Annotated in this window: 22 protein-coding genes and 1 pseudogene; 8 read left to right on the top strand and 15 right to left on the bottom strand. The window is 65.0% G+C overall.

The window, feature by feature from the left end:
- Positions 1-253: 253 nt before the first annotated feature.
- The 6 genes and pseudogenes from ABZ664_RS01970 to ABZ664_RS01995 form a co-directional block, all read right to left on the bottom strand.
- The gene (locus ABZ664_RS01970) at positions 254-496 is read right to left on the bottom strand and encodes a hypothetical protein (protein ID WP_362501697.1); all 243 of its coding nucleotides are present in this window, start codon (positions 494-496) and stop codon (positions 254-256) included.
- A gap of 196 nt (positions 497-692) precedes the next feature.
- Positions 693-887, bottom strand: a pseudogene (locus tag ABZ664_RS01975) (transposase); the annotation flags it as partial.
- A gap of 79 nt (positions 888-966) precedes the next feature.
- On the bottom strand, positions 967-1,143 hold the full coding sequence (locus ABZ664_RS01980) for a hypothetical protein (protein ID WP_362501699.1): 177 nt from the start codon (positions 1,141-1,143) through the stop codon (positions 967-969).
- 170 nt (positions 1,144-1,313) lie between these two features.
- Positions 1,314-1,820, bottom strand: a complete 507-nt coding sequence (locus ABZ664_RS01985; RefSeq protein ID WP_362501701.1) for a GNAT family N-acetyltransferase — start codon at positions 1,818-1,820, stop codon at positions 1,314-1,316.
- Between the two features lie 429 nt (positions 1,821-2,249).
- A complete protein-coding gene (locus ABZ664_RS01990) occupies positions 2,250-2,663 on the bottom strand; it encodes a hypothetical protein (protein ID WP_362501703.1) in 414 nt (137 codons plus the stop codon).
- 68 nt (positions 2,664-2,731) lie between these two features.
- Positions 2,732-2,962, bottom strand: a complete 231-nt coding sequence (locus ABZ664_RS01995; RefSeq protein WP_362501705.1) for a DUF397 domain-containing protein — start codon at positions 2,960-2,962, stop codon at positions 2,732-2,734.
- A 151-nt stretch (positions 2,963-3,113) separates the two neighbouring features.
- Here ABZ664_RS01995 and ABZ664_RS02000 point away from each other — a divergent pair, with 151 nt between their 5' ends.
- From ABZ664_RS02000 to ABZ664_RS02010, 3 genes are read left to right on the top strand one after another with little or no spacing between them, the layout of a single operon-like run.
- Positions 3,114-3,320, top strand: a complete 207-nt coding sequence (locus ABZ664_RS02000; RefSeq protein WP_362501707.1) for a hypothetical protein — start codon at positions 3,114-3,116, stop codon at positions 3,318-3,320.
- Positions 3,317-3,832, top strand: coding sequence for a DUF6879 family protein (locus ABZ664_RS02005; RefSeq protein ID WP_362501709.1), 516 nt, complete (start codon positions 3,317-3,319; stop codon positions 3,830-3,832). Before ABZ664_RS02000 ends, ABZ664_RS02005 begins: the two co-directional genes overlap by 4 nt.
- Positions 3,813-4,670: a helix-turn-helix transcriptional regulator gene (locus ABZ664_RS02010; protein WP_362501711.1), complete on the top strand. Its 858-nt coding sequence runs from the start codon at positions 3,813-3,815 to the stop codon at positions 4,668-4,670. Before ABZ664_RS02005 ends, ABZ664_RS02010 begins: the two co-directional genes overlap by 20 nt.
- A 582-nt stretch (positions 4,671-5,252) precedes the next feature.
- Here the strand turns inward: ABZ664_RS02010 and ABZ664_RS02015 are convergent.
- Positions 5,253-5,747, bottom strand: a complete 495-nt coding sequence (locus tag ABZ664_RS02015) for an ATP-binding protein (protein WP_362501713.1) — start codon at positions 5,745-5,747, stop codon at positions 5,253-5,255.
- A gap of 324 nt (positions 5,748-6,071) precedes the next feature.
- Between ABZ664_RS02015 and ABZ664_RS02020 the strand changes: the two genes are divergently transcribed.
- Complete coding sequence (locus ABZ664_RS02020; protein ID WP_362501715.1) at positions 6,072-6,929, top strand: helix-turn-helix transcriptional regulator; 858 nt, start codon at positions 6,072-6,074, stop codon at positions 6,927-6,929.
- The gene (locus ABZ664_RS02025; protein WP_362501717.1) at positions 6,926-7,162 is read left to right on the top strand and encodes a DUF397 domain-containing protein; all 237 of its coding nucleotides are present in this window, start codon (positions 6,926-6,928) and stop codon (positions 7,160-7,162) included. Before ABZ664_RS02020 ends, ABZ664_RS02025 begins: the two co-directional genes overlap by 4 nt.
- A gap of 66 nt (positions 7,163-7,228) precedes the next feature.
- On the opposite strand, the gene ABZ664_RS02030 is transcribed toward ABZ664_RS02025, so the two are convergent.
- From ABZ664_RS02030 to ABZ664_RS02045, 4 genes are read right to left on the bottom strand one after another with little or no spacing between them, the layout of a single operon-like run.
- Entirely contained in the window at positions 7,229-8,158 is a 930-nt protein-coding gene (locus ABZ664_RS02030; protein ID WP_362501719.1) for an aminoglycoside phosphotransferase family protein, read from the bottom strand.
- A complete protein-coding gene (locus tag ABZ664_RS02035) occupies positions 8,155-9,444 on the bottom strand; it encodes a methyltransferase domain-containing protein (RefSeq protein ID WP_362501721.1) in 1,290 nt (429 codons plus the stop codon). The genes ABZ664_RS02030 and ABZ664_RS02035 overlap by 4 nt, the downstream gene beginning before the upstream one ends.
- Entirely contained in the window at positions 9,441-10,409 is a 969-nt protein-coding gene (gene tgmB / locus ABZ664_RS02040; protein WP_362501723.1) for an ATP-grasp ribosomal peptide maturase, read from the bottom strand. Before tgmB ends, ABZ664_RS02035 begins: the two co-directional genes overlap by 4 nt.
- A complete protein-coding gene (locus ABZ664_RS02045) occupies positions 10,409-10,600 on the bottom strand; it encodes a hypothetical protein (protein WP_362501725.1) in 192 nt (63 codons plus the stop codon). The genes tgmB and ABZ664_RS02045 overlap by 1 nt, the downstream gene beginning before the upstream one ends.
- Before the next feature lie 595 nt (positions 10,601-11,195).
- Between ABZ664_RS02045 and ABZ664_RS02050 the strand changes: the two genes are divergently transcribed.
- Positions 11,196-12,491, top strand: coding sequence for a hypothetical protein (locus ABZ664_RS02050; RefSeq protein WP_362501727.1), 1,296 nt, complete (start codon positions 11,196-11,198; stop codon positions 12,489-12,491).
- Between the two features lie 323 nt (positions 12,492-12,814).
- Here the strand turns inward: ABZ664_RS02050 and ABZ664_RS02055 are convergent, their stop codons facing one another.
- The 4 genes from ABZ664_RS02055 to ABZ664_RS02070 form a co-directional block, all read right to left on the bottom strand.
- Entirely contained in the window at positions 12,815-13,279 is a 465-nt protein-coding gene (locus ABZ664_RS02055; protein ID WP_362501729.1) for a hypothetical protein, read from the bottom strand.
- A 3-nt stretch (positions 13,280-13,282) separates the two neighbouring features.
- Positions 13,283-13,945, bottom strand: coding sequence for a hypothetical protein (locus ABZ664_RS02060; protein WP_362501731.1), 663 nt, complete (start codon positions 13,943-13,945; stop codon positions 13,283-13,285).
- Between the two features lie 152 nt (positions 13,946-14,097).
- Complete coding sequence (locus ABZ664_RS02065) at positions 14,098-14,499, bottom strand: transposase (RefSeq protein WP_362501733.1); 402 nt, start codon at positions 14,497-14,499, stop codon at positions 14,098-14,100.
- 518 nt (positions 14,500-15,017) lie between these two features.
- A complete protein-coding gene (locus ABZ664_RS02070; protein WP_362501735.1) occupies positions 15,018-16,217 on the bottom strand; it encodes an SMI1/KNR4 family protein in 1,200 nt (399 codons plus the stop codon).
- A 231-nt stretch (positions 16,218-16,448) separates the two neighbouring features.
- On the opposite strand from ABZ664_RS02070, the gene ABZ664_RS02075 reads away from it, so the two are divergent.
- Together ABZ664_RS02075 and ABZ664_RS02080 are read left to right on the top strand one after the other, a co-directional pair.
- Positions 16,449-17,423 carry a GNAT family N-acetyltransferase gene (locus ABZ664_RS02075; protein ID WP_362501737.1) on the top strand — a complete coding sequence of 325 codons (975 nt, stop codon included), beginning with the start codon at positions 16,449-16,451 and terminating at the stop codon, positions 17,421-17,423.
- A gap of 170 nt (positions 17,424-17,593) precedes the next feature.
- The gene (locus tag ABZ664_RS02080) at positions 17,594-18,700 is read left to right on the top strand and encodes a CapA family protein (RefSeq protein ID WP_362501739.1); all 1,107 of its coding nucleotides are present in this window, start codon (positions 17,594-17,596) and stop codon (positions 18,698-18,700) included.
- The last annotated feature ends 124 nt before the right edge of the window (positions 18,701-18,824 follow it).

Raw genomic sequence — 18,824 nt, forward strand, 5'->3', positions numbered from 1 at the left:
GGGGAAAGCGTGGTGCCGTCGCTTCGGCCCTTCCTGGCTGGGACCTTTGCTCCCTTGGTCGTACACGTCGTTCATCTGGGCCAGTAGGTCCTGGACGTTTCCGGCTTCGATGGGGCGGGGGCGTGGTGGAGCCAAAATCGGGGTCCACGGGGGAGGCGATGTCAGTCCTCTGGAAGAGGTCGTACGCTGAAAGGAATGCTGGACAGCTCTTCATCGTTCACGGTGAAGATCCATTTGTAATGCTGACCTGGACTCAAGGGGGAGGCGGCACGCTCACTGTGAAGCTGGTCTGCAGGCCCGTCTTCTGTAGGATTTCATCGACTTCCACCTGCGCCGCCTTGTCCAATCCGACACTTCCGCCGAACTGAATCGGCCTGCCCCCTTCCGGGGACGGTGTCGTAACCGATTCGCCGTCCTCGTCGACCAGGTAAAGGTTGAATTCGCGCGGCGAGCCTGCTTCGTCCCAGGACAGCCGTAGGAAGACAGCAATCGTCATAGCCGGAACAACGGGGCCGGTTACCGACCATCCTGCGCCAAGCATATGAATTTTTCCGCTGTCCGGAATGATCTCGGCCCCTCAGCCCTTCTCTTCCAGACCTATTCGGAGGCGAAGGACACCGTCTCTGTGGACGTGGACCGTCTGTAGCCCTAGCCTGCAACGCTGTGAGAATCGCCGCCCGGGTGCCCGCACACCGCCAACGCCGGAACAACCCGTGGACCGTCTGCCATGGACCGTACTCATCGGGCATGTCCCGCTACGGCGCACCCGTCCGTATCCTCCAGCGCACGCTATTGATGAGTCGCCGCTTCGGCCATACGGTCGGACGTTCCCGCCCGACCGTACCCGGTAGCAGCGGCCTCAGCGCCGCCCACTGCTCATCTGTCAGATCCCCGCGACCCGCACGATGAGGATCTCAGCCGCAGGTCACACGAAGATCAATCTATGAAACAGCCCCAGCGGCCAGATCAGCGACAGTGGTGCGGGTGGGTGTCGCAGTCGATGGGGTCGAGGTCGGGATAAATCGACCAAACACTCCCGTGGTCAAGGGTCGCAGCTGCTGCGGGACCGGCGCCGATGAGCTGCGCGGCACCGATTGCGAAGAACGCGGCCATGATCATTGCGGCTGTGCGCTTTTTGTTCATGTGAATCTCCTTTGTCGTCGGACACGAACCATGATCCTCAGCCGACCTTGTGGATCAGTTGTGAGTCACTGGCAGGACTTGGTTGCCTCGGACAGGAGACGCAGGTCACGCAATGTGTCGCCCGCCAGTGGCCGACCTGCACAGCAGTGGATGAAGGAACAGCCGACCGTTTAACGCGCTGGAAGCTGGGCCGAGGGGGTGGAACTGGCGAGTTCCTTGATGAACGCCCGGTTGATGGCCGGGTCGCGGCCGTTGACGTAGCGGGCGGCGGGTTGGTAGCCGATGCCGGTGTAGAGGGCGAGAGCTGCGGTGTTGCGTACGCCGGTTTCCAGGATGGAGCGCTGTGCCCCACTCTGTGCGGCGTGGTTTTCGAGGGTGGTCAGGATGCGTTCGCCCAGGCCCAGGCCGCGTAGGCGTGGGACGGTGTACATCTTCTTGATCTCGATGGTGCGGGTGTGTTCGTCGAAGGTGCGGTAGCCGCCGCAGGTTACCGGGACGGTGTTGAGGTAGCCGACGAGGAACAGGCCGTGGGGTGGGGTGTAGGAGGCGGGGTCGGCTTCGAAGGGGTCGGCGTAGCCGTAGCGCCCCTGCTGGTCGTCGAAGAGGGCGCGGACCAGGCGGGTGGCGTCCGGGTGGTCGTAAGGACGGGGGCGGATGAGGAAACGGGTGGCAATCATGTCTGGGCCAGTGCGGTTTCGAGGCGGGGGAGGAGTGAAGCGACTGCCGGGGAGCGGCTGCGACGGGCGAAGGCTGGGCGCAGGCGGCGTAGGTAGGTGAGTGCGCGGATCGACTGGACCTCGTCGAGTCGGGTGAGCGCGGCCTGGCCCGTGTCGACCGCCGCTTTCAAGTCACCGCGCAGTAGGCGGACATGGGTAAGGAAGGTGCCGTGATGCCCAGTGTGTTGAGGTCCAGGCTGCGTTGAAAGCCAATGACCATGTACGTGACGTCGGCGATCGATCGGCGGCGATGCTTGTCGGTGATCTGCGGCCTCTCGTTCGGCCACCGAGAAGAAATCCTTCTCTTCCCGTTTCTTCTTTGCCTATAGTCTCCGTGACACGGGCTGCGGCGGGAAGCTAAACCCGTGTTGATCCCGCCAATGTCAGTTACTACTGACCTGCCGGACATTTGTAGTCGGGGGCGTGCTTGTTCGGGCAGCAGATAACCCCTATCGAAACAAAGCGCTCCCCTTTGAGATGGAATCCCCACTGGATATCGGTGCCACCGGGGAGTACCTCCGTCGCTCCCAGATGTCGGTGCGCTCGGCCGATCTTCGCCTCTTGATCGGGGAGATGGAACGAGGGGCAAGCGATGTCGTACTGGTCAACGAGCCAGGTCGCGGCGTCGTTGGCCTGGTCGAACGAGATGACGATGCGGTTGCGCGGTTTGAGTAGCCAGTCGCACAATCTCATCGGCGGAAGGGGGGAAGATCGAAATTCCGGATGAAACGGTCTGCGGATGCCTTCGCCGTTTAAGTATGGCGCTGCCTGGCCTGTCCATGTATATCCGTGAAAATGATGCACTGGTCCTCTCCCTATACAACTAACGGCCTTGCCTGTGGCACCACAGGCAAGGCCGTATTGTGGTGGTGCTAGATCAGGCTGCCGATTCCGTCGCGCAAAGCAGCCAACTCGGCACCGTCGAACAAGAGAGTCCCCGCTCCGGGGTTCTTGCTGTCGCGCAGGGCGAAGACACCGTCACCGACGACGGCCATCTCCGGGCACGCCTCTCCCTCGCCGTCGTCGTCGTTCGACCCGCCGCAAGGGATGCGGGTGAACTCTGCGGTGGACAGGTCCGTTCTTCCGTACAGGTCGGGTGCCATGAGCACACCTCCGTGTGATGGGATCGTTTCGCTCCGACGTTAGGGATCGGCTGACAAGCCGGTCCACGAAGGTTGAAGATGTTGCGTGAGGGAGCCACGACCGCCTCAGAGGTCCGCAACATTCCGCACTATGAGAGTGGGGGAGCCGATCATGCGTCTAACGTTCGTAGGTAAAGATCCCGAGAGTAACCCGACCGGATCGCCAACCGTCTACCGAACCGACCGTGGTAGCTGGGTGGTCCAGGGCTGGGTTGTCACCGACCCGGAAACCCTCGCCCAGATGGACATCCCCGAGGGGGAGGTCGCCTGTGAGATCCCCGATCGAATGCTTCAGTTCTTCGCGCCGGCAGGCTCATGAATATCTCTGACGACGCGTTCGAGGAGCTGTTGGTCGGCTTCGAGCACAGCGCTGTCCACCTGGAGATGCGGGATGCCTACGGCACTGCGGTGGAGTTGCCCTACATGGCCAAGTGGGCGGCTGGAGAACCCGATGACCTGGAGTGGCTGCAGGGCTGGTGCTCCACACTGCGCGAACACGCGAAAACCGGCAAGACGATACGAAGGGCACGTATCGTCTCGGAGCCCTTAAGTGACTATCAGCGCTGGTCGTACAGCATTGCTCATCCGATGGTCGAAGCCGGCGAGGACATCCGCTGGGTTCCTCGACGTCTGGTCTCGTCGGTCCCCCTACCGGGCAACGACTTCTACCTGTTCGACGACCGCCTGACGGTGTTCCTCCACTACGCTGGCAACGGCCTGGGAGAAGCGAAGGTGGCGTCTACCGATCCGGGCCACATAGCACTATGCAAGAGCGCTTTTGAGACCGTCTGGAAATTCGCGATCCCCCACAGTGAGTACACGCCAACTTAGCCCCGCCCGGCAGGCCGCCGAAGCTCTCGGGCGGCGCCTTCGTGAGATTCGTACAAGCGCCAACCTCACTGGCCGTGCCCTGGCGGCCGAAGCGGGCTGGCACTACACCAAGGTCAGTCGCTTGGAGCACGGCGGCAAGACCCCCACTGAGGAAGAGCTCCGGATCTGGTGTCGAATCTGCGACACCGAGGACCAGACCCCGGATCTGATCGCCACCCTTCGGTCGATCCAGTCCATGTACCAGGAGTTCCGGCGTCAGACGCATGCCGGGATGAAGCGCCTGATGCAGGTGCATGTTCCCCTGTACGAGCAGACTTCGCTGTTTCGGATCTATGAGCACAACGTGATCCCCGGCCTGTTTCAGACGGCCGACTACGCAGCCGCGATGCTCTCGTTCTGGATCTCGTTTCTCGAAACCCCGAACGACCTGGAAGCCTCCGTGACCGCCCGCATGGAGCGTCAGCGGATCATCTACCAGGCGGGCAAGCACTTCAGCGTGCTCATCGAGGAGCAGTCCCTGCGGACGTGGTTCGGTACGGCCGAAGTGCAGGCCGGACAACTCGACCGCCTGCTCACCGTCATGTCGTTGCCAACGGTCTCGCTCGGCATCATCCCCATGATGATCGAGCGGCCCTGTGTGTCCTCCACCGGCTTCTGGATCTTCGATGACGAACTGGTGTGCCTGGAGACACCGACCGCGAACATCGAAGTGACTCGCCCTTCCGAGGTCAAGTTGTACTTGCGCATGTTCGGTCACCTCGCGAGCGTCGCCGTCCATGGGAAGGTCGCGCGCCACATCATCACGTCAGTTGCCCAGGAGTTGCCCTCCGCGAAATAGCGCAACATTCCGCAACTTATCGGTCTGAGAGGGGCTGCTTCCACGTCGGCGTCAGTGCTCCCGGGAAAGTGTTGTGCCGTCCCTTCGGCCTTTTCTATCTGGGGTCTTTGCTCCCTTGGTCGTGCACGTCATTCATCTGGGCCAGTAGGTCCTGGACGTTTCTGGCTTCGATGGGGCCGGGGGCATTGGGGAGCCAGGTCGGGAAGGCCCAGTAACGGCGGGCCCAGCGGCGCCAGAGTATGACCCATCCGGGATGACGAGCTTCCAGGTCGTGGGCCAGGTCGGTGGCATTGTCCCTACTCGCCGCAGGTCCCGGATCGAGGAGGTGGGATACGGGGTCCGCTCCGCGGCGGCGGCGGCCTCGGGAGCGGACGGGGTCGTTTGCTGGTACGACCATGAGAACCGGTGCTTTCCGTCGTGGTGGGAGTGGAAAGGCCGGCGTCCCGGACGGGGGTGGGATCGGGTCCGTGGACGCCGGCCTCTGGGTACGGCCCACGCTCGGCAGGGGGGAGTGGTGGGCGTGGGCCGGCTCCGGGGTCAGGGGGATCGGGGGACGATCCTGGCTGCCCGGAGGTCTGGAAGTCAGGGTTGGTGGGGTCGGGTGGGCAGGTCGAACCAGACGGCGGTGCCGAGTTGGCCGGTGCCGCACAGCCGGGTCCATTGGGTGCCGCAGTGGCCGTGGGTGAGTTCGGTGACGATGCGCAGACCTCGGCCGCCGGGTTCGAGGTCGTCGAGGTGTTCGGGGATGGTCGGTGGGCGGCGTAGGAGGTGGTCGATGAGGGTGGTTCCTGCTCCGGCGTCGACGACTTCGGCGCGGACGGGCAGGTTGTGGTCGTGCAGGAGGCGTAGTTCGTAGGGGGCGGGGGCGTAACGGGTGGCGTTGGTGACGAGTTCGGAGACGACGATCTCCAGGTCGTCGAGCACGTCGAGGTCCGGGAGCTGTTTGGCCAGTTGGTCGCGGAACAGCTCCCGGGCGCGGCGGGGCGCGTTGCCGGAGGGCAAGCACCAGGCGGTCATCCGGAAGCGGTTGTGAGGTCTGCCGCACTCGCCGGGGTCCGGAACGCGCTCGATGAGCATCGTTGCTCCTAACGGGTGAGACTGGGGGCAGGCCGACAGGTACTCGGCGGGTTCGCTTGGTTTTGCCCCGGTGGGAAAGCCTGAGATCGACGGTGCTTCCAGGACCGGTGGCGCATACGGGATGTCTCCACGAAGGCGTGCGGACAGAGCCAGCGGTCATGTCTTTCTGTGACTGTGCGAACACTCACAGCTGTCACGCATTGATGATGCAGTGGAAGCTCCCTCCAGGCAAGTCATTCCTGGAAGAAAGTCTTTCCTCTGAGGAGGATGGCGTTTCCTCAAGCTGTTTCGAGCACTACGCTCCCCACGAGGAAGGAGGTGGCCATGCCCGTCGAACCCACCCCACGACGTCGGCGCCTGGGTGCGGAACTCAGACGCATCCGTGAAGCCCTCGGCTGGACCCAGGAGGAAGCGGCCGGTCACCTCGGCTACCAGTCCCTCTCAACGGTCAGTAAGATCGAGAACGGACTACAGGGGCTCAAGATCCAGCAGCTTCCCCACTTCTTCGAGGTCTTCGGCATCACCGACCTCGCCCTGCGGGAAGAACTCCGCGACCTCGTACGCCGGGCCGGTGAAGCCGACTGGTGGCAGCGCTACGGAGGCGTGGTCGACGACCCACTTGGCGACTACCTCTCCCAGGTGGAGAACGCCAGCGGCCTGTTCGTCTTCAACCCTCTCGCCGTCCACGGCCTGCTCCAGACCCCGGAATACGCCCGCGCGGTGACCGAAGGCAGCAGGGTCTGGAAAACCTCCGAAGACATCGACCACTTCGTAGCGCTACGGCTGGAACATCAGCGCACCATGCTGGAGCGCCGACCCCCACTGAAGATCTGGACGGTACTCCCCGAAGGGCTGCTGCGGCAGGAAGTAGGCGGACGATCCTGCATGCGAGCCCAGGTCGAGCACCTGATGCACCTCGCTCGCACCAACCCCGCCATCACGATCCAGGTCCTGCCGTTCTCCGCCGGAGCGCATGCGGGGATGGACGGCCCTTTCATGCTCATGTCCTTTCCCGCCGGCCGCGACCTCGTGTGTGTCGAGTCCCTGCGTGCCTCCCTGCACCTGAACGAGCCCGAGACCGTCGAGCTCTACCGCACCGCCAGTGACCTACTGAAGTCCGATGCCCTGTCGCCGAAGGCATCGCTACCGCTGCTCACCACGATCGCTAAGGATCTCTCGTGAACAAGAACAGCCTTAACGCCGCCTGGATCGAGACCCAGCTCCGTAACGCACGCTGGCAGACCAGCAGCCTCAGCAGCGGCGGCACCAACTGCGTCCAGGTCGCCTTCCTGGACGGAGGCATCGTGGCCCTGCGCGACTCCAAGAACCCGGAGAAGGCCCCGCACCTGTTCACCGACGCCGAGTACGACGCCTTCACCGAAGGCATCGCACGCGGCGAACTCCGACGTCCCTGAACTTTCCAGCCCCACTTGGACGAGACGGGCGGCGGATTTCTCTCTGTGCCAGCAGATGACGACGGCTCAACAGGGCTGCCAATCTCTTCGGTCGGCACCGGTCCTCAACGTCCGGATCCGCTTGCGCACCTCTGCGGCGGCCTGTTCGTCCTGATCTGCCTTCTGGCTGAGCCAGGTGACCATGAGGAACTCCCGAATGTCGCCCAGGACCCGATAGCCGGGCCAGCGCATCACGTCGAAGCCGTAGGCCTGGGTGTAGGCGTCGTACTCCTGAGCGGTGTGCCAGCCGAAGCGCTCGTAGTAGATCGCGGTGAGGACGAGATCCCACTCGCGAGGCCCCAGCGCGAAACCGTCCAGGTCGAGCAGCACCGGGCGGCCAGTGCGGTCGCGGATGAGGTTGCCCACGTTCGCGTCCCCATGAATCACGCCTTGGGGAAGCTCGAAATTCAGCGCCGCGTACTCTTCACGAAGCTGGGCCAGTCGCTCGTGCAGAAACGAGGCGTCTTCCGGGCTGAACCAGTTGTTGTCCGCGATTCGTTGTTCTGCCCGTGCGAAGGGTTCTAACGAGGGGAGCCGAAGTCCCGTCGGTGCCTTCATCGTGTGGAGCCTGGCGAGCAGGGTGCCCAGCTCAGCAGGTGAGGCATAGTCCTCAGTCTCAGAGATCGACTCCCAGAAGGTGACGACGCGCCCGTCCACGATAAGAGGCTGATCGAGAGGGAGCACGCGGACAGAGGGGAAATCTCCGACGGCCAGCCAGCCGGCCACCGCGACTTCCTTTCGCGCGTCATCTACGTACGCTGTCGTTCGGCCGATGCGTGCGATTACGGGTGAAGCCAGGCGGTAGACCGCGTTCTCTCCGAGTCGGATCAGCCGGGCGTTCGATGGATCGAGTCCGACTCGTGCGCATGCTCGCAGAAGCGTGATCCTGGTGCTCTCAAGGGTGAAGAGAGATCCCGGTTGCTCAGCTGGTGACACGGCCGCCTGGCTCTCACTCATGAACCGAACGCTATCCCTTGTGGTAGATCGCGGTGAGGACGAGTCCCACTTGCGAGGGCCCGGCGCTCGGTCGAAGTGGCTGTCAGATGGTCAGAGTGTCGATCGGAACACGCTCGTCTTCGTCGCGAGGCTGCCACCACATGCAGGTGGTGTGAATGTCGGGGTGATTCCGAATCGGGTGTGGTCCGGCTGGCCATGGTCGGTCCACCATCGTCAGACCCCCTGCACTCGCTGCCATATGTCGTGGGCGCCGCCCCACGTGACGGTGCCCTCTGCAAGGTGTTCGGACAGTGGGGCGCGGGCCCAAGATACGTCGGGTCACTGCAGTTGGAGGGCGAGTGCGCCGGTGGCGTCGTTGTGGTGGTGGACCAGTTCGAAGCCGGGAAGCAGTCCTCCCAGGAGTAGGCGGAAGGCGTAGTTGGTCTGGACACCGCCGCGTTCACCATGCTGTATCTGGTCCCCGAGACAGGTGCGTACGTGGGCCGTCGCGGCTGCTCGTAGGTGCGTTCGCCATGGCGGGAGGGCATGAAGCGGCCGGTGGTGGGGGTGAAGCGGCCTTCGGCACACAGGTCCTCGCCGACGCTCAGACGGACGAGACCGCCCTCGATGCCGGATGCGACGTCGGTGAGGATCACCCCGCCCGGACGGGTCTGTTCCAGCCAGGCCCGCGGGACGGCCGTCACCGAACAGGTCGCGATGATTCGGTCGTACGGGGCGTGCTCCGGGAAACCGTGGCGTCCGTCGCCGGAGACGAGGGCGGGCTTGAACCCGACCGACGCCAGTCGTTCTCGGGCGGCCTCGACCAGGGCTGGGTGGATGTCAACGGAGTGCACCCGTTGGTCGCCCAGTACGTAGCTGAGCAGCGCGGCGTTGTAACCGGTGCCGGTGCCCACCTCCAGGAGCCGCTGCCCGTCCTCCACCCGGAGATCTTCGAGCATGCGCGCCATCAGGGACGGCGCGGTGCTGGAAGGGGTGGCGAACCCGGTCATCCCGCCGTTGTCCGTTGGCTCGACGGTGTCCTCGTCCAGGGCGGTGACCAGGGTGGTGTCGCTGTAGGCGGCATCCAGCCATGCCTCGCGGTCGCCGCCGTCCAGGGGGCACCACACCGTGATCCCCCGTCCGTCGATCTCCTGGGTGAACAGGTGCGGTACGAACACGTGCCGGGGAACGTGGGTGAACGCGTCCACCCAGCGTGGGGAGACCAATGCTCCGCTCTGCTTCAGCCCTGCGACCATCGCCTCGAGTCTGCGTCGCACCTCGGGTGGGAGCGGCTGCTGAGTGTTCATGCGGAGACTCCCTGGAGCTCGTCGGCGATGGCTTCGGAGATCGGCAGGCCGGTGGCGTGCTGGATCCAATCCCACTGGCCGCACGGGTTCACCTCCAGGAACCAGTACCGCCCGTACGGATCCACGATGAAGTCCAGCGCTCCGAAGCGTAACCCCAGCAGGTTCATCAGCGTGAGAACACCGGCGCGGACCTCGGCCGGGACTTCGGTGACCTTGTACCGAAGCGATCCGTAGTCGGCCCGCCAGTCCTCATGTGCGGTTTCGCTGCCCGCGTGGATCTCGGCGGCGAGCAGGCGCTCCCCGACGACGGTCAGTCGTACCTCATGGGATTTGGGTACCCACGCCTGGAACAGGTGAGCGGTGGTCTTGATGCCCGTCAGGTCCTCCAGCATCGGGGGAGTCAGGCGACGGGTGTAGACGGTCTTGAGACAGTCGCCTTCGATCAGCATTGGCGAGGCGACCGGCTTGGTCACGATCGGGCCGCCGACGTGCTCGGCGAAGGAACGTACCACGTCAGGTCGGTTGGTGATGAGTGTCTCCGGTATGCGGAGGCCGGCTCGGCGGGCCATGGCGAGTTGCACGGGTTTGTACTCCGCTCGGGACATCGCGGCCGGATGGGAAACCCGTCGGCACTCCAGAGCGGTGAGAACTCCGCCGAAGCCCGAGCGGGCCTGAGCGGCGGCGAACCGTCGCTCAGGCCCGCTCATCCCGGCGTCGAACCGGAACGCCGTGGGGGTGCGGTAATAAACCGCGCGCACGCGGCTGAGGTCGGCATCACGGTGAGCGGTGACCAGCGAACCCGCCCAGGAGTGGGTTGCGCCGATCCGCGCGTCCAACGCCACGTCCTGGGGGAACTCCGCGGTATCCATCCGGAACACCTCCGCACCCCGCTCGGTGAGGGTGTGCACCACGCGGTCGGTCGGCCAGTCTCCCCGTTCGGCCAGCACCAGGATGGGGTTCGGCATCAGTCCTTCGGACCTTCGTCCAGGCTCGGCGGGTTGCTCGGGTCACCGTCGACGACGGTCGGCTTGTTCGTGGCCATGTAGGGCGGCAGGCCGCCACCCAGTTGAAGAGAGATCTGTCGCTCGTCGTCGTAGAACGTCTCGGAGACCCGCGTGGCCTGTGTGCGGTCGGGAACACGGGCGAATCTCAGCATCCATGGCCGAGACCCGGCTGTGGAGGGTTGCTCGCCGCTCGGGAGGATCTGCCCCTGCGCCCGGAACCATCGGGAACGTCTCGCGGACGCTCGCGACGGTCGCTCCGGCCTGCTCCACCGATGTCGTGGGATCGAGCAGCCGCTGTGGTGTGGTCATCGCTTTCCTTCCTCCGGAAGTGGTTGTGGAGTTTGTCGTGCCTACCGGGGCCTGGGACGTGTGAGCATGGTCGCTCCTAACGGGTGGGAAATGGAGACGTTTAACCGGCGGACGGGAACCGGCTTCGGTAGGTCGGCTAAGGCGGGTTGAGACGCTTCTCATTGGTGCGTTCGCGGAATATCTTTTTCTGCTCGCCCGCTTGTAATGGATCGATTGCGGAGAGTAGCGTGATGGTGGCAGGTCGGACCCGATGGCCTCAAGAAAACCTCGTTACCCACCTCGTGAACAGGCGATTCTCGTTGTCCAAGGTTGTCCGGCCGATTGGAGGCCCGGCGCGGCCTGTGCGGGTGGATTAATCGGATTTACAGTCCAAGAAAGGAGGAGATGCGAATGTCCGGACGAGTGCCCCCGCAGCCCGGCGGAGTTTTCGTTCATCCTTTGAGTTACATCCGTGCCGAACGCGGATGGACCTACCAGGATCTGGTGACCATAATTGCCAGGCGAGTCGGCAACATGGCGCGAAGAAGAGAGAAGGCGTGGCGCTGGGAGCATTGGGGCACTACGCCCGATCGTGACACGCAGCTCGCCCTGGCAGCCGAGCTCGGTGTCGGCGAGGAGCTGCTCATCACGCACCCCTGGCCCGACTGGTTGCCGGTCGGCGACCCCATCAGCGTCGACTTCTCCTGGGACCAGGCGGGCAGCATGCTCGCTCTCAACCAAGCGCTGGAGAAGGCGATGATGGACCGACGCGGCTTCATGCAACTGACCGGAATGAGCCTGACGGCGTTCGCGACCGACTGGCTCAACGTCGAACCGACCCAGCTCATGTCCGTGCTGCGCGGCGGCCGGATCACCGGAGAATTCGTGGCCCAGATCGAGGCGGGCCTGCCCCGCCTGCGCCTGCTGGGAGACAACTACGGCGGCCAACACGCCCGCAAGCTCCTCGATGCCGAGCTCGGCATGGTCGTCGAGGTGATGGAGAAGTCCTCCTACACCCCGGCCGTTGCCCAACGTCTTCACGGTCTGGCCGCCGAACTCGGCCGCCTGGCCGGTTTCGCCTCGTTCGACGCGGGCCTGCACTCCGCGGCTCAGCGCTACTGGGTATCAGCCGTCCATTCCGCGCACGCGGCCGGCGATCGCGCGGTGGGCGCGAACATCCTCAAGTCGATAGCGCTGCAGTGTTATGACTTCGGGAAGTTCGCCGATTTCCTGGCCATCGCCCGGACCGCTTACGCGAGCGCAGGGGACGTGACGCCGCGTACCGCCAGCATGCTGGCCGTACGTCTGGCCTCGGCTTATGCGACCGTGGGCGACACGACCGAATCCCATCGCCTCATAGGAATCGCCGACACCCAGTTCGAGCGCGGCACGCGCGACGAAGATCCCTCATGGGTGGGGTGGTTCGATGAGGGGGCTTTCCACGACCACGTCAGCGTGTGTCACCTCGACCTGGGTAACCTGCGACTCGCTGACTCCCACCTGGAGAAGGCCCAAGCGGGATTCTCTCCGACCCGGCGCAGAGACTATGCCACTTACTTGATCAGGCGTGCCCGGGTCCAGAATGGCCTGGGCAACGCCGACCAGGCCGCCGACCTGCTCCACCAAGCGGTACCGCTGATCGAGCAGGCTCCTTCCCAACGCAACATCGGCAAGCTGCTCGCCGTTCGTGACCGCCTCCCTAAGGACACCCGCCGAAGTGACCTCGACCAGCGGTTGTCCACTCTGACAGTGTGAGCGTGCCCGAACCTCGACGCGTCGCTATCGTCACCGGTGCCAACCGCGGCCATGGCCGAGCTGCCGCGGAGCTGGCCGAACGTGGCCTGTATGTCGCCACCGCCCGGGACGCCCCAAGCGGTCGAGTTGAATTCCAGGATTCGCCGACGAGACCGCCCAAGGGCCGCACCCGGGCCCGCACGGGTCACACTCCGACTTAACGGGTTCATCGCCGCGACAGGTCTCACGCTCGACTCGCCGTAACCCCCGGCGTTTACCCTCAGTACGTGGTGAGTCGACGGCGTACGAGGTGATCAGAGGGCGTCGCCGTCGCGGTTTAAAGATTAAGGAAGGTCGACGTTAGCCAGATCGGGAAGAATTTTAGGATCAATTCCTCCGGATATTTTTACGGCCATGATCGGGTTCTGGGGAAAGTGCAAAAGGGCTGCCAGAACACGGTGATTTCCATCAAGCACGATTGTCCCGGAACCAAAATCATAGGCAGCTACGAGCATCACCTGAGGTCGTTTTCTGTGAGCATCGGCAATAGCGGCAGCTTTGGAGAGCCGCCTTTTCGACACGGTCTCAGGCTTCCTCAGTGCGTCACCGAAGCGAAAGGGAGGCTCTCGTCTCGCATAATCTTCGGCTTGCTCCTCGACCGTATACCAGGGTGCGTACCAGCCAGATGCTTTATCTGCATCCGGCACTACTTCAACATGAATGCCGAGGTGGAGATTCTTCAGCCTGCCCCAGTCAAAGAGGACGCGCATGGACGGACGGAACAGAATCTCAAACTCTTCTGGTGTCAACGACTAATCTCCGGCATCCTTGACGGTCTCGTTGTGAGAGAACTTCTCCGGCCCGATTGAACTTGTAGAGTTCGTCAAAAGGTGCGTATGAAATTCGGAAACCTTACGGAAAGCCGTGCGCCCCTCCGTGGCCCTCCTGCTCACTAGACCGTCCATTTCTTCCAGAAGTGCTTCAGTGCCGGCCAGGACACAGTCATGGTCGACACCGGAAAATCTTTGGTAGGCCTTGTAGTAGGTCATAGCTTCATAGGCCAAAGAAATGGCATTGAGCATGTCGGTACGCTGTCGATCGCTGGCTAGATGAAACAGATGCATTGCAGCCCTGGCGTCTGACGCCACATATATGCACCATAATGGCTCCGTGTTCCATCCTGCACGTAGCGCGTGACCTTCAACTACGCCGATTTTCTCGCGTAGCTGGAGATTGGCAAGAGCTTCTTGCATGGACTGCTGTCTTCTACCTATGAATGTCAGGCCGAGCGCCACGAATGTTCCGTACCCTAGGTCGACCCAATTATCAAAGTTCCACCCGCTGTATTTGGAGTCGGCGAGCCAGCCAATTGCAACTCCCACAAAAATGATGATCAGATACGGAAGCAGTGCTTTCAGGTGATCCTCAACACTTGGCTCGTGTGCGCCTCGCCTGCGATACCAGCCAGCCGACATAGATCATCCTTTTTGTCGCTTCCGCTGGCTGGCCATACTAAACGAACAAGGCATGGCTTCACGACGTAGAAGCGAGTGAGGAAACCTATACATAAATCTATCCGCTTCGAATTTTCGGTCTGCCTATAATCTCAAGAATGAGAGATTTAAGTCTACTTGGGGTGAAAGTCGGAGGTTGCAGCGAGTCGAGCGTGAGACCTGTCGCGGCGATGAACCCGTTGAGCAGGGCGGAACGGTACTGCATGGGTTCGAGCCGACTTCTGATCGGGCTGGCGCTGGTCGATGTCGCCGATGGTGAAGTTGAACAGCTTGGTGCGTAGTGCCGACCAAATTCCCTCGGCCGGATTGAGATCGGGCGCGTACGGTGGCAGCCAGGAGGCCCGCGGCCAGTCCTCGTGCGCGGTGATCCGTTCATGCATCGGGGTACTGACGTGCTCGGGCAAACTATCCCAGACCAGTAAGATCGGCCCGCCCAGCTGGGTATGATCGGTGCTCAGCAGGGTTTGGAAGATCTCCTCAGCGAAGTCCTTGGGTTCGTTCTTGCGGCTGGGCACGAAGGCCTATCTGACCCGGATGTGCGCCATCGGAACCCCGGAAAGGCCGTCGGGTTCGCACTGCCCACCAAGATTGTCCGTGTCCGAGTGCCCTGTTCCGGCCGACAGGCCACACCAGAAAGCCGGCGTCCATCTTCCCCCGCAACCGTGGGTGTCGGTCTTCCCCAACCATCACCCTGATCTCTGACCGTGGTCACCGGTTACTTCTCAAAAAAGGCCACGCACCTGCCGAATGAATGTGAACCAAGCGCTTGGCTGGGGGTTTTTGTATCCGCTGTGCTCCAGGGTCAGGGCCAGGGTCTTCTTGAGCGGACACGGCGACTACATGATGGCTTCGTTCCGCTGCGCCAGTCTGAACATCTCCTGCTCCGTGGGGAGTCGGTTGCTTTTCAGATCGCGGAGGCCAAGCGGGCCGAGCGGGGGGGCTTTCCTCGGGCAGATCTACCTCGAAGGGTGAGGATGACCCGCCGAGGATGACACCACGGATCGCAGGGCCGGGGACTGCCGTCGGAGTCCGGTCAGCCGGTGGCGATCGCGTCGAAGCGGGGTGCGGCGGTGGCGTGTTCCCAGCGGCGGCACTCCCAGGCCAGGCGCCGGGCGCGGAGCCGTAGGGCGACGGGGGTGCGGTCGGCGGGACGCGGGTGGCCCGCCGACCGGACTCCTGTCCCGAGCGGGGCGTCGGCGCGCAGGACCTCCTCGGCGGCCGAGGGGTCACCGGCCAGCACCCGAAGGAGGGCGCGGCGTACGTAGCCGAAGTCGTCGTTGGGGCAGCGCGCGATGTGCTCCTCGGTCGCCGTGTGCGCGTCGCCCAGCCGATTCTGTGTCAGAAGCAGCTCAACGCGCAGGCGGTGCAGCCACGACCTGTCGTACCACCAGCCGTTTCGCGGGATCGCGTGTTCCACGGTGGTCAGGGCGTCGGTGATCCTGCCTTCCTCGCGCAGGAGTACGGCCTCGGCGAGTGCGAGGCGCACCGCTTCGTGGTCTCCTTCGGCACCGGCCGCGCGGGCCTGGGCGAGGAGGTCGCGGGCGTCGCCGTCGCGGCGTTCGTACAGGGCGAGGTAGGCGTGGCGGACCAGCCGCGGGACCTTCACCTCCGGCCGCTCGTCACCGTCGGCGAGCGGCGGCGGGAGAAGGCTGAGCAACCGCCGGTCCACGCTCCAGCCGGTTTCGTCGCGCACGGTGGCCGCGATCCGCTCGTTCAGCACCTCGCGCAGCGAAGCCTCCAGCCAGTCGTGGTACCACGCGCCGAACGACTCGGCCTGCGGGGCGAGCGCCTCGCCGACGCATGTCCAGTCGCCCCAGACCTGGCCCGCTGCGAGGCCGTTGACGACGAGGTGGGAGCGGTAGCCGCAGCCGTGCTCGGAGATCGGCAGCAGTCCCTCGAAGGCGGCTTCCATGGCGTCGTCGTAGCCCTCGTCGTCCGTGGGCGGCTCCCACTCCTCCGTGAAAGGGAACGGGCCGAGCCGCGTCCAGGAGTCGTCCGGCCGCACCCCGTGCACCCCGTAGTACGGGCCGGCGCCGCCGTTGCCGAGCCGGGTCAGAAACGTGCGGTAGTCGGCGGGAAAGCGCACCCCGATCCGCGTCTCGACAGACTCCAGCGTGGCCTGGTCGAGCGGAGGCTTGAGCTGGTAACGGTGCTCGCGGGCACCGAAGAGGTCGAGGTCCGTGTCGTACTCGCGGAGCGCGTCGAGGCCGCGCCGGATGACGTCCAGATCCACAGCGGCACCCTACCCGGAGGCGGCTCGAATACGGCCGGGCCCCGGTGACGGCTGTCCGTGGGCGCGGTTGCTCGAAGACGGGTCACCGCGGGCGTCTGGGCGGAGGTTCTCCATGCTCGATCCACCCGGAGTACGGAGAATCCCGAGCACGGGAGGGTGCCACTCGGCCGCGGGGAGGCGGCGGGAAAACGGGTGGCCGGAGAAAGTGGCCTGCTTCTACGCTCGGTAGCCATGACCTTCGAGTGGGTTCCGCTGACCAAAGACGACCTTGAGGCGTGGGCGGAGTTGCTGGCGGCGATCGACGAGGTCGATCAGGTCGGGGGGAGGGTCGATGCGGACGACCTCGCCGAGGAGCTCGCCAACCCGCTGCTCGATCCCGTCGAGGGCACGCTGGCGGCGTGGGAGTCCGGCCGGCTGGTCGCGTACGGGATGACCATGAGCCGGGCCACGGCTCAGCCGGTGCATCGGATGAGCATGTGGGGCGGGGTGCGTCCGGAGTATCGGCGCCGGGGGCTGGGCAGGCACCTGCTGGAGTGGGCGATCGGCAACACGCCGGTGCTGCACGAGCGGCGGTTCCCCGGGCAGCCGCTCGAACTCCATGTCGAGGTGGACAGCCGCAACGAGGGCCTGCGGGCGCTGGCCTCCAAGGCGGGGATGGAGCCGGCCCGGTGGTTCTACGGGATGGTCCGCGACCTGGGGGCCGAGCTACCGGAGGTCTCGCCGCCGGACGGGCTCCGGATCGTCACCTACCGGGATGACCTGGAGGACGCGGTCCTCCAGGTGCGCAACCGCTCGTTCGTCGACCACTGGGGGAGTGTCCAGCACACGGCGGAGTCCTGGCGGAACACCCTGGTCGGGGTGAAGGTGTTCCGGCCGGAGAGCTCCTTCGTCGCGCTGGACGCGGCGGGGGAGAGCGTGGGTGTGCTGCTCACCCATTATTTCGAGGCCGACACCGAGGCGACCGGGGTCCGCGAGGCGTGGATTCAGATCATCGGCACCCTGCGCGAGTGGCGGGGCCGGGGGGTGGCGAGCGCGCTGCTCGCGCACGCGCTGCACGCCTTCCGCGCGCAGGGGTACGACAAGGCCGGGCTGGGGGTGGACGCCGACAATCCGACCGGGGCCTTCGGCATCTACACCCGCGCCGGGTTCGGGATCGAACGTCGTTCGATCGAGTACACGCTTCCGCTGGGTCCGGCGGTGACGTGATCCGCATACGGGCTTTTGTCGGTGTCCGCGTTTCCCGCCGCGGCCGCTGGGGCGGCCCCGTGAGCCGGGTGCGGGACTTGGCACGTCCCGGCCGTCCTTTTCCGCCGGAACGGTGTGCGAGTCGGCGGTACGTCCGTGACCGGCGGGCGAGGGCCGCCTAGCCTGGAGGTGTGCGTACCGATCCGGTGACGTTGTTCCTCGGTGGGGACGTCATGCTCGGCCGCGGCGTCGATCAGATCCTTCCTCATCCGGGTGACCCGACGCTGCGGGAGGAGTATGTCCAGGACGCCATGACCTACGTTGATCTCGCGGAGGCGGCGAACGGCCGGATTCCCTGGCCGGTCGGCTTCTCCTGGCCGTGGGGGGATGCCCTGCGGGTGCTGGCGGAGGTCGCGCCGGAGGTCCGGGTGGTGAACCTGGAGACGAGCGTCACCCGGAGCGACGACTTCGCGGCGGGGAAGGCCGTGAACTACCGGATGAGTCCGGCCAACCTTCCCTGCCTGGCGGTCGCCCGGCCCGATGCCTGCGTGCTGGCGAACAACCACGTCATGGACTTCGGCCGACGGGGGCTGGAGGAGACGCTCGACGTCCTCGCCGGGGCGGGGCTGCGGTCGGTGGGGGCCGGCCGGGAGGTGGGCGAGGCGAGGCGACCGGCGGTCGTCCCCGCGGAGGGGGGAGGGCGGGTCCTGGTCTTCGCCTGCGGGACGGAGTCCAGTGGTGTCCCGCCGGAATGGGCGGCGGCGCCGGACCGGGCCGGGGTCGATTTCGTGCCCGAGCTGTCGGAGGCCGCCGCGGCCGAGCTGGCCGACCGGGTACGGCGGGTCAAGCGTCCCGGTGACGTCGTGGTGGTCTCCATCCACTGGGGTTCCAACTGGGGCTACCACGTCCCTCGGGAGCAGACACGCTTCGCGCACCGGCTGGTCGACGGCGGGGTCGACGTGGTGCACGGGCACTCCTCGCACCATCCCCGGCCTGTCGAGGTCTACCGGGATCGGCTCGTCCTGTACGGCTGCGGTGACCTCGTCGACGACTACGAGGGCATCGCCGGCTACGAGGAGTACCGGGACGATCTGCGGCTGCTGTACTTCGCGTCGGTGGAGCCCGGTTCGGGCCACCTGACCGGTCTGCGGATGGTGCCCCTGCGGGCCCGCCGGATGCGGCTCCAGCACGCCTCGGAGGAGGACTCCGAATGGCTGCGGGGGGTTCTCGACCGGGTCAGCCGGAACTTCGGGTCACGCGTCGGCCTCGAACCGGACGGCACGCTCGTGCTGCGGTGAAGGTGAGCGAGACATCGGGAGTGCCCCGGGTGCCTGGGGTGACCGTGGACGGTGTCCGGTCGTGCGGTCGGGACGGTCTCTGAGAACACGGAGGCGGGACGCTGACCGCTCCGTTGATCGTGCC

The sequence above is a fragment of the Streptosporangium sp. NPDC006930 genome, assembly GCF_040635605.1.
Lineage (GTDB): Bacteria > Actinomycetota > Actinomycetes > Streptosporangiales > Streptosporangiaceae > Streptosporangium.

Bases quoted from the DNA above. Each gene is read 5' to 3' on its own strand.
- ABZ664_RS01980 (WP_362501699.1), bottom strand. From the start codon at position 1,143: ATGAACAAAAAGCGCACAGCCGCAATGATCATGGCCGCGTTCTTCGCA.
- ABZ664_RS01970 (WP_362501697.1), bottom strand. From the start codon at position 496: ATGACGATTGCTGTCTTCCTACGGCTGTCCTGGGACGAAGCAGGCTCG.
- ABZ664_RS02045 (WP_362501725.1), bottom strand. From the start codon at position 10,600: ATGCTGAGATTCGCCCGTGTTCCCGACCGCACACAGGCCACGCGGGTC.
- ABZ664_RS02075 (WP_362501737.1), top strand. From the start codon at position 16,449: ATGACCTTCGAGTGGGTTCCGCTGACCAAAGACGACCTTGAGGCGTGG.
- tgmB (WP_362501723.1), bottom strand. From the start codon at position 10,409: ATGCCGAACCCCATCCTGGTGCTGGCCGAACGGGGAGACTGGCCGACC.
- ABZ664_RS01985 (WP_362501701.1), bottom strand. From the start codon at position 1,820: ATGATTGCCACCCGTTTCCTCATCCGCCCCCGTCCTTACGACCACCCG.
- ABZ664_RS02035 (WP_362501721.1), bottom strand. From the start codon at position 9,444: ATGAACACTCAGCAGCCGCTCCCACCCGAGGTGCGACGCAGACTCGAG.
- ABZ664_RS02060 (WP_362501731.1), bottom strand. From the start codon at position 13,945: ATGTCGGCTGGCTGGTATCGCAGGCGAGGCGCACACGAGCCAAGTGTT.
- ABZ664_RS02015 (WP_362501713.1), bottom strand. From the start codon at position 5,747: ATGCTCATCGAGCGCGTTCCGGACCCCGGCGAGTGCGGCAGACCTCAC.
- ABZ664_RS02030 (WP_362501719.1), bottom strand. From the start codon at position 8,158: ATGAGTGAGAGCCAGGCGGCCGTGTCACCAGCTGAGCAACCGGGATCT.
- ABZ664_RS02005 (WP_362501709.1), top strand. From the start codon at position 3,317: ATGAATATCTCTGACGACGCGTTCGAGGAGCTGTTGGTCGGCTTCGAG.
- ABZ664_RS02020 (WP_362501715.1), top strand. From the start codon at position 6,072: ATGCCCGTCGAACCCACCCCACGACGTCGGCGCCTGGGTGCGGAACTC.
- ABZ664_RS01995 (WP_362501705.1), bottom strand. From the start codon at position 2,962: ATGGCACCCGACCTGTACGGAAGAACGGACCTGTCCACCGCAGAGTTC.
- ABZ664_RS02000 (WP_362501707.1), top strand. From the start codon at position 3,114: ATGCGTCTAACGTTCGTAGGTAAAGATCCCGAGAGTAACCCGACCGGA.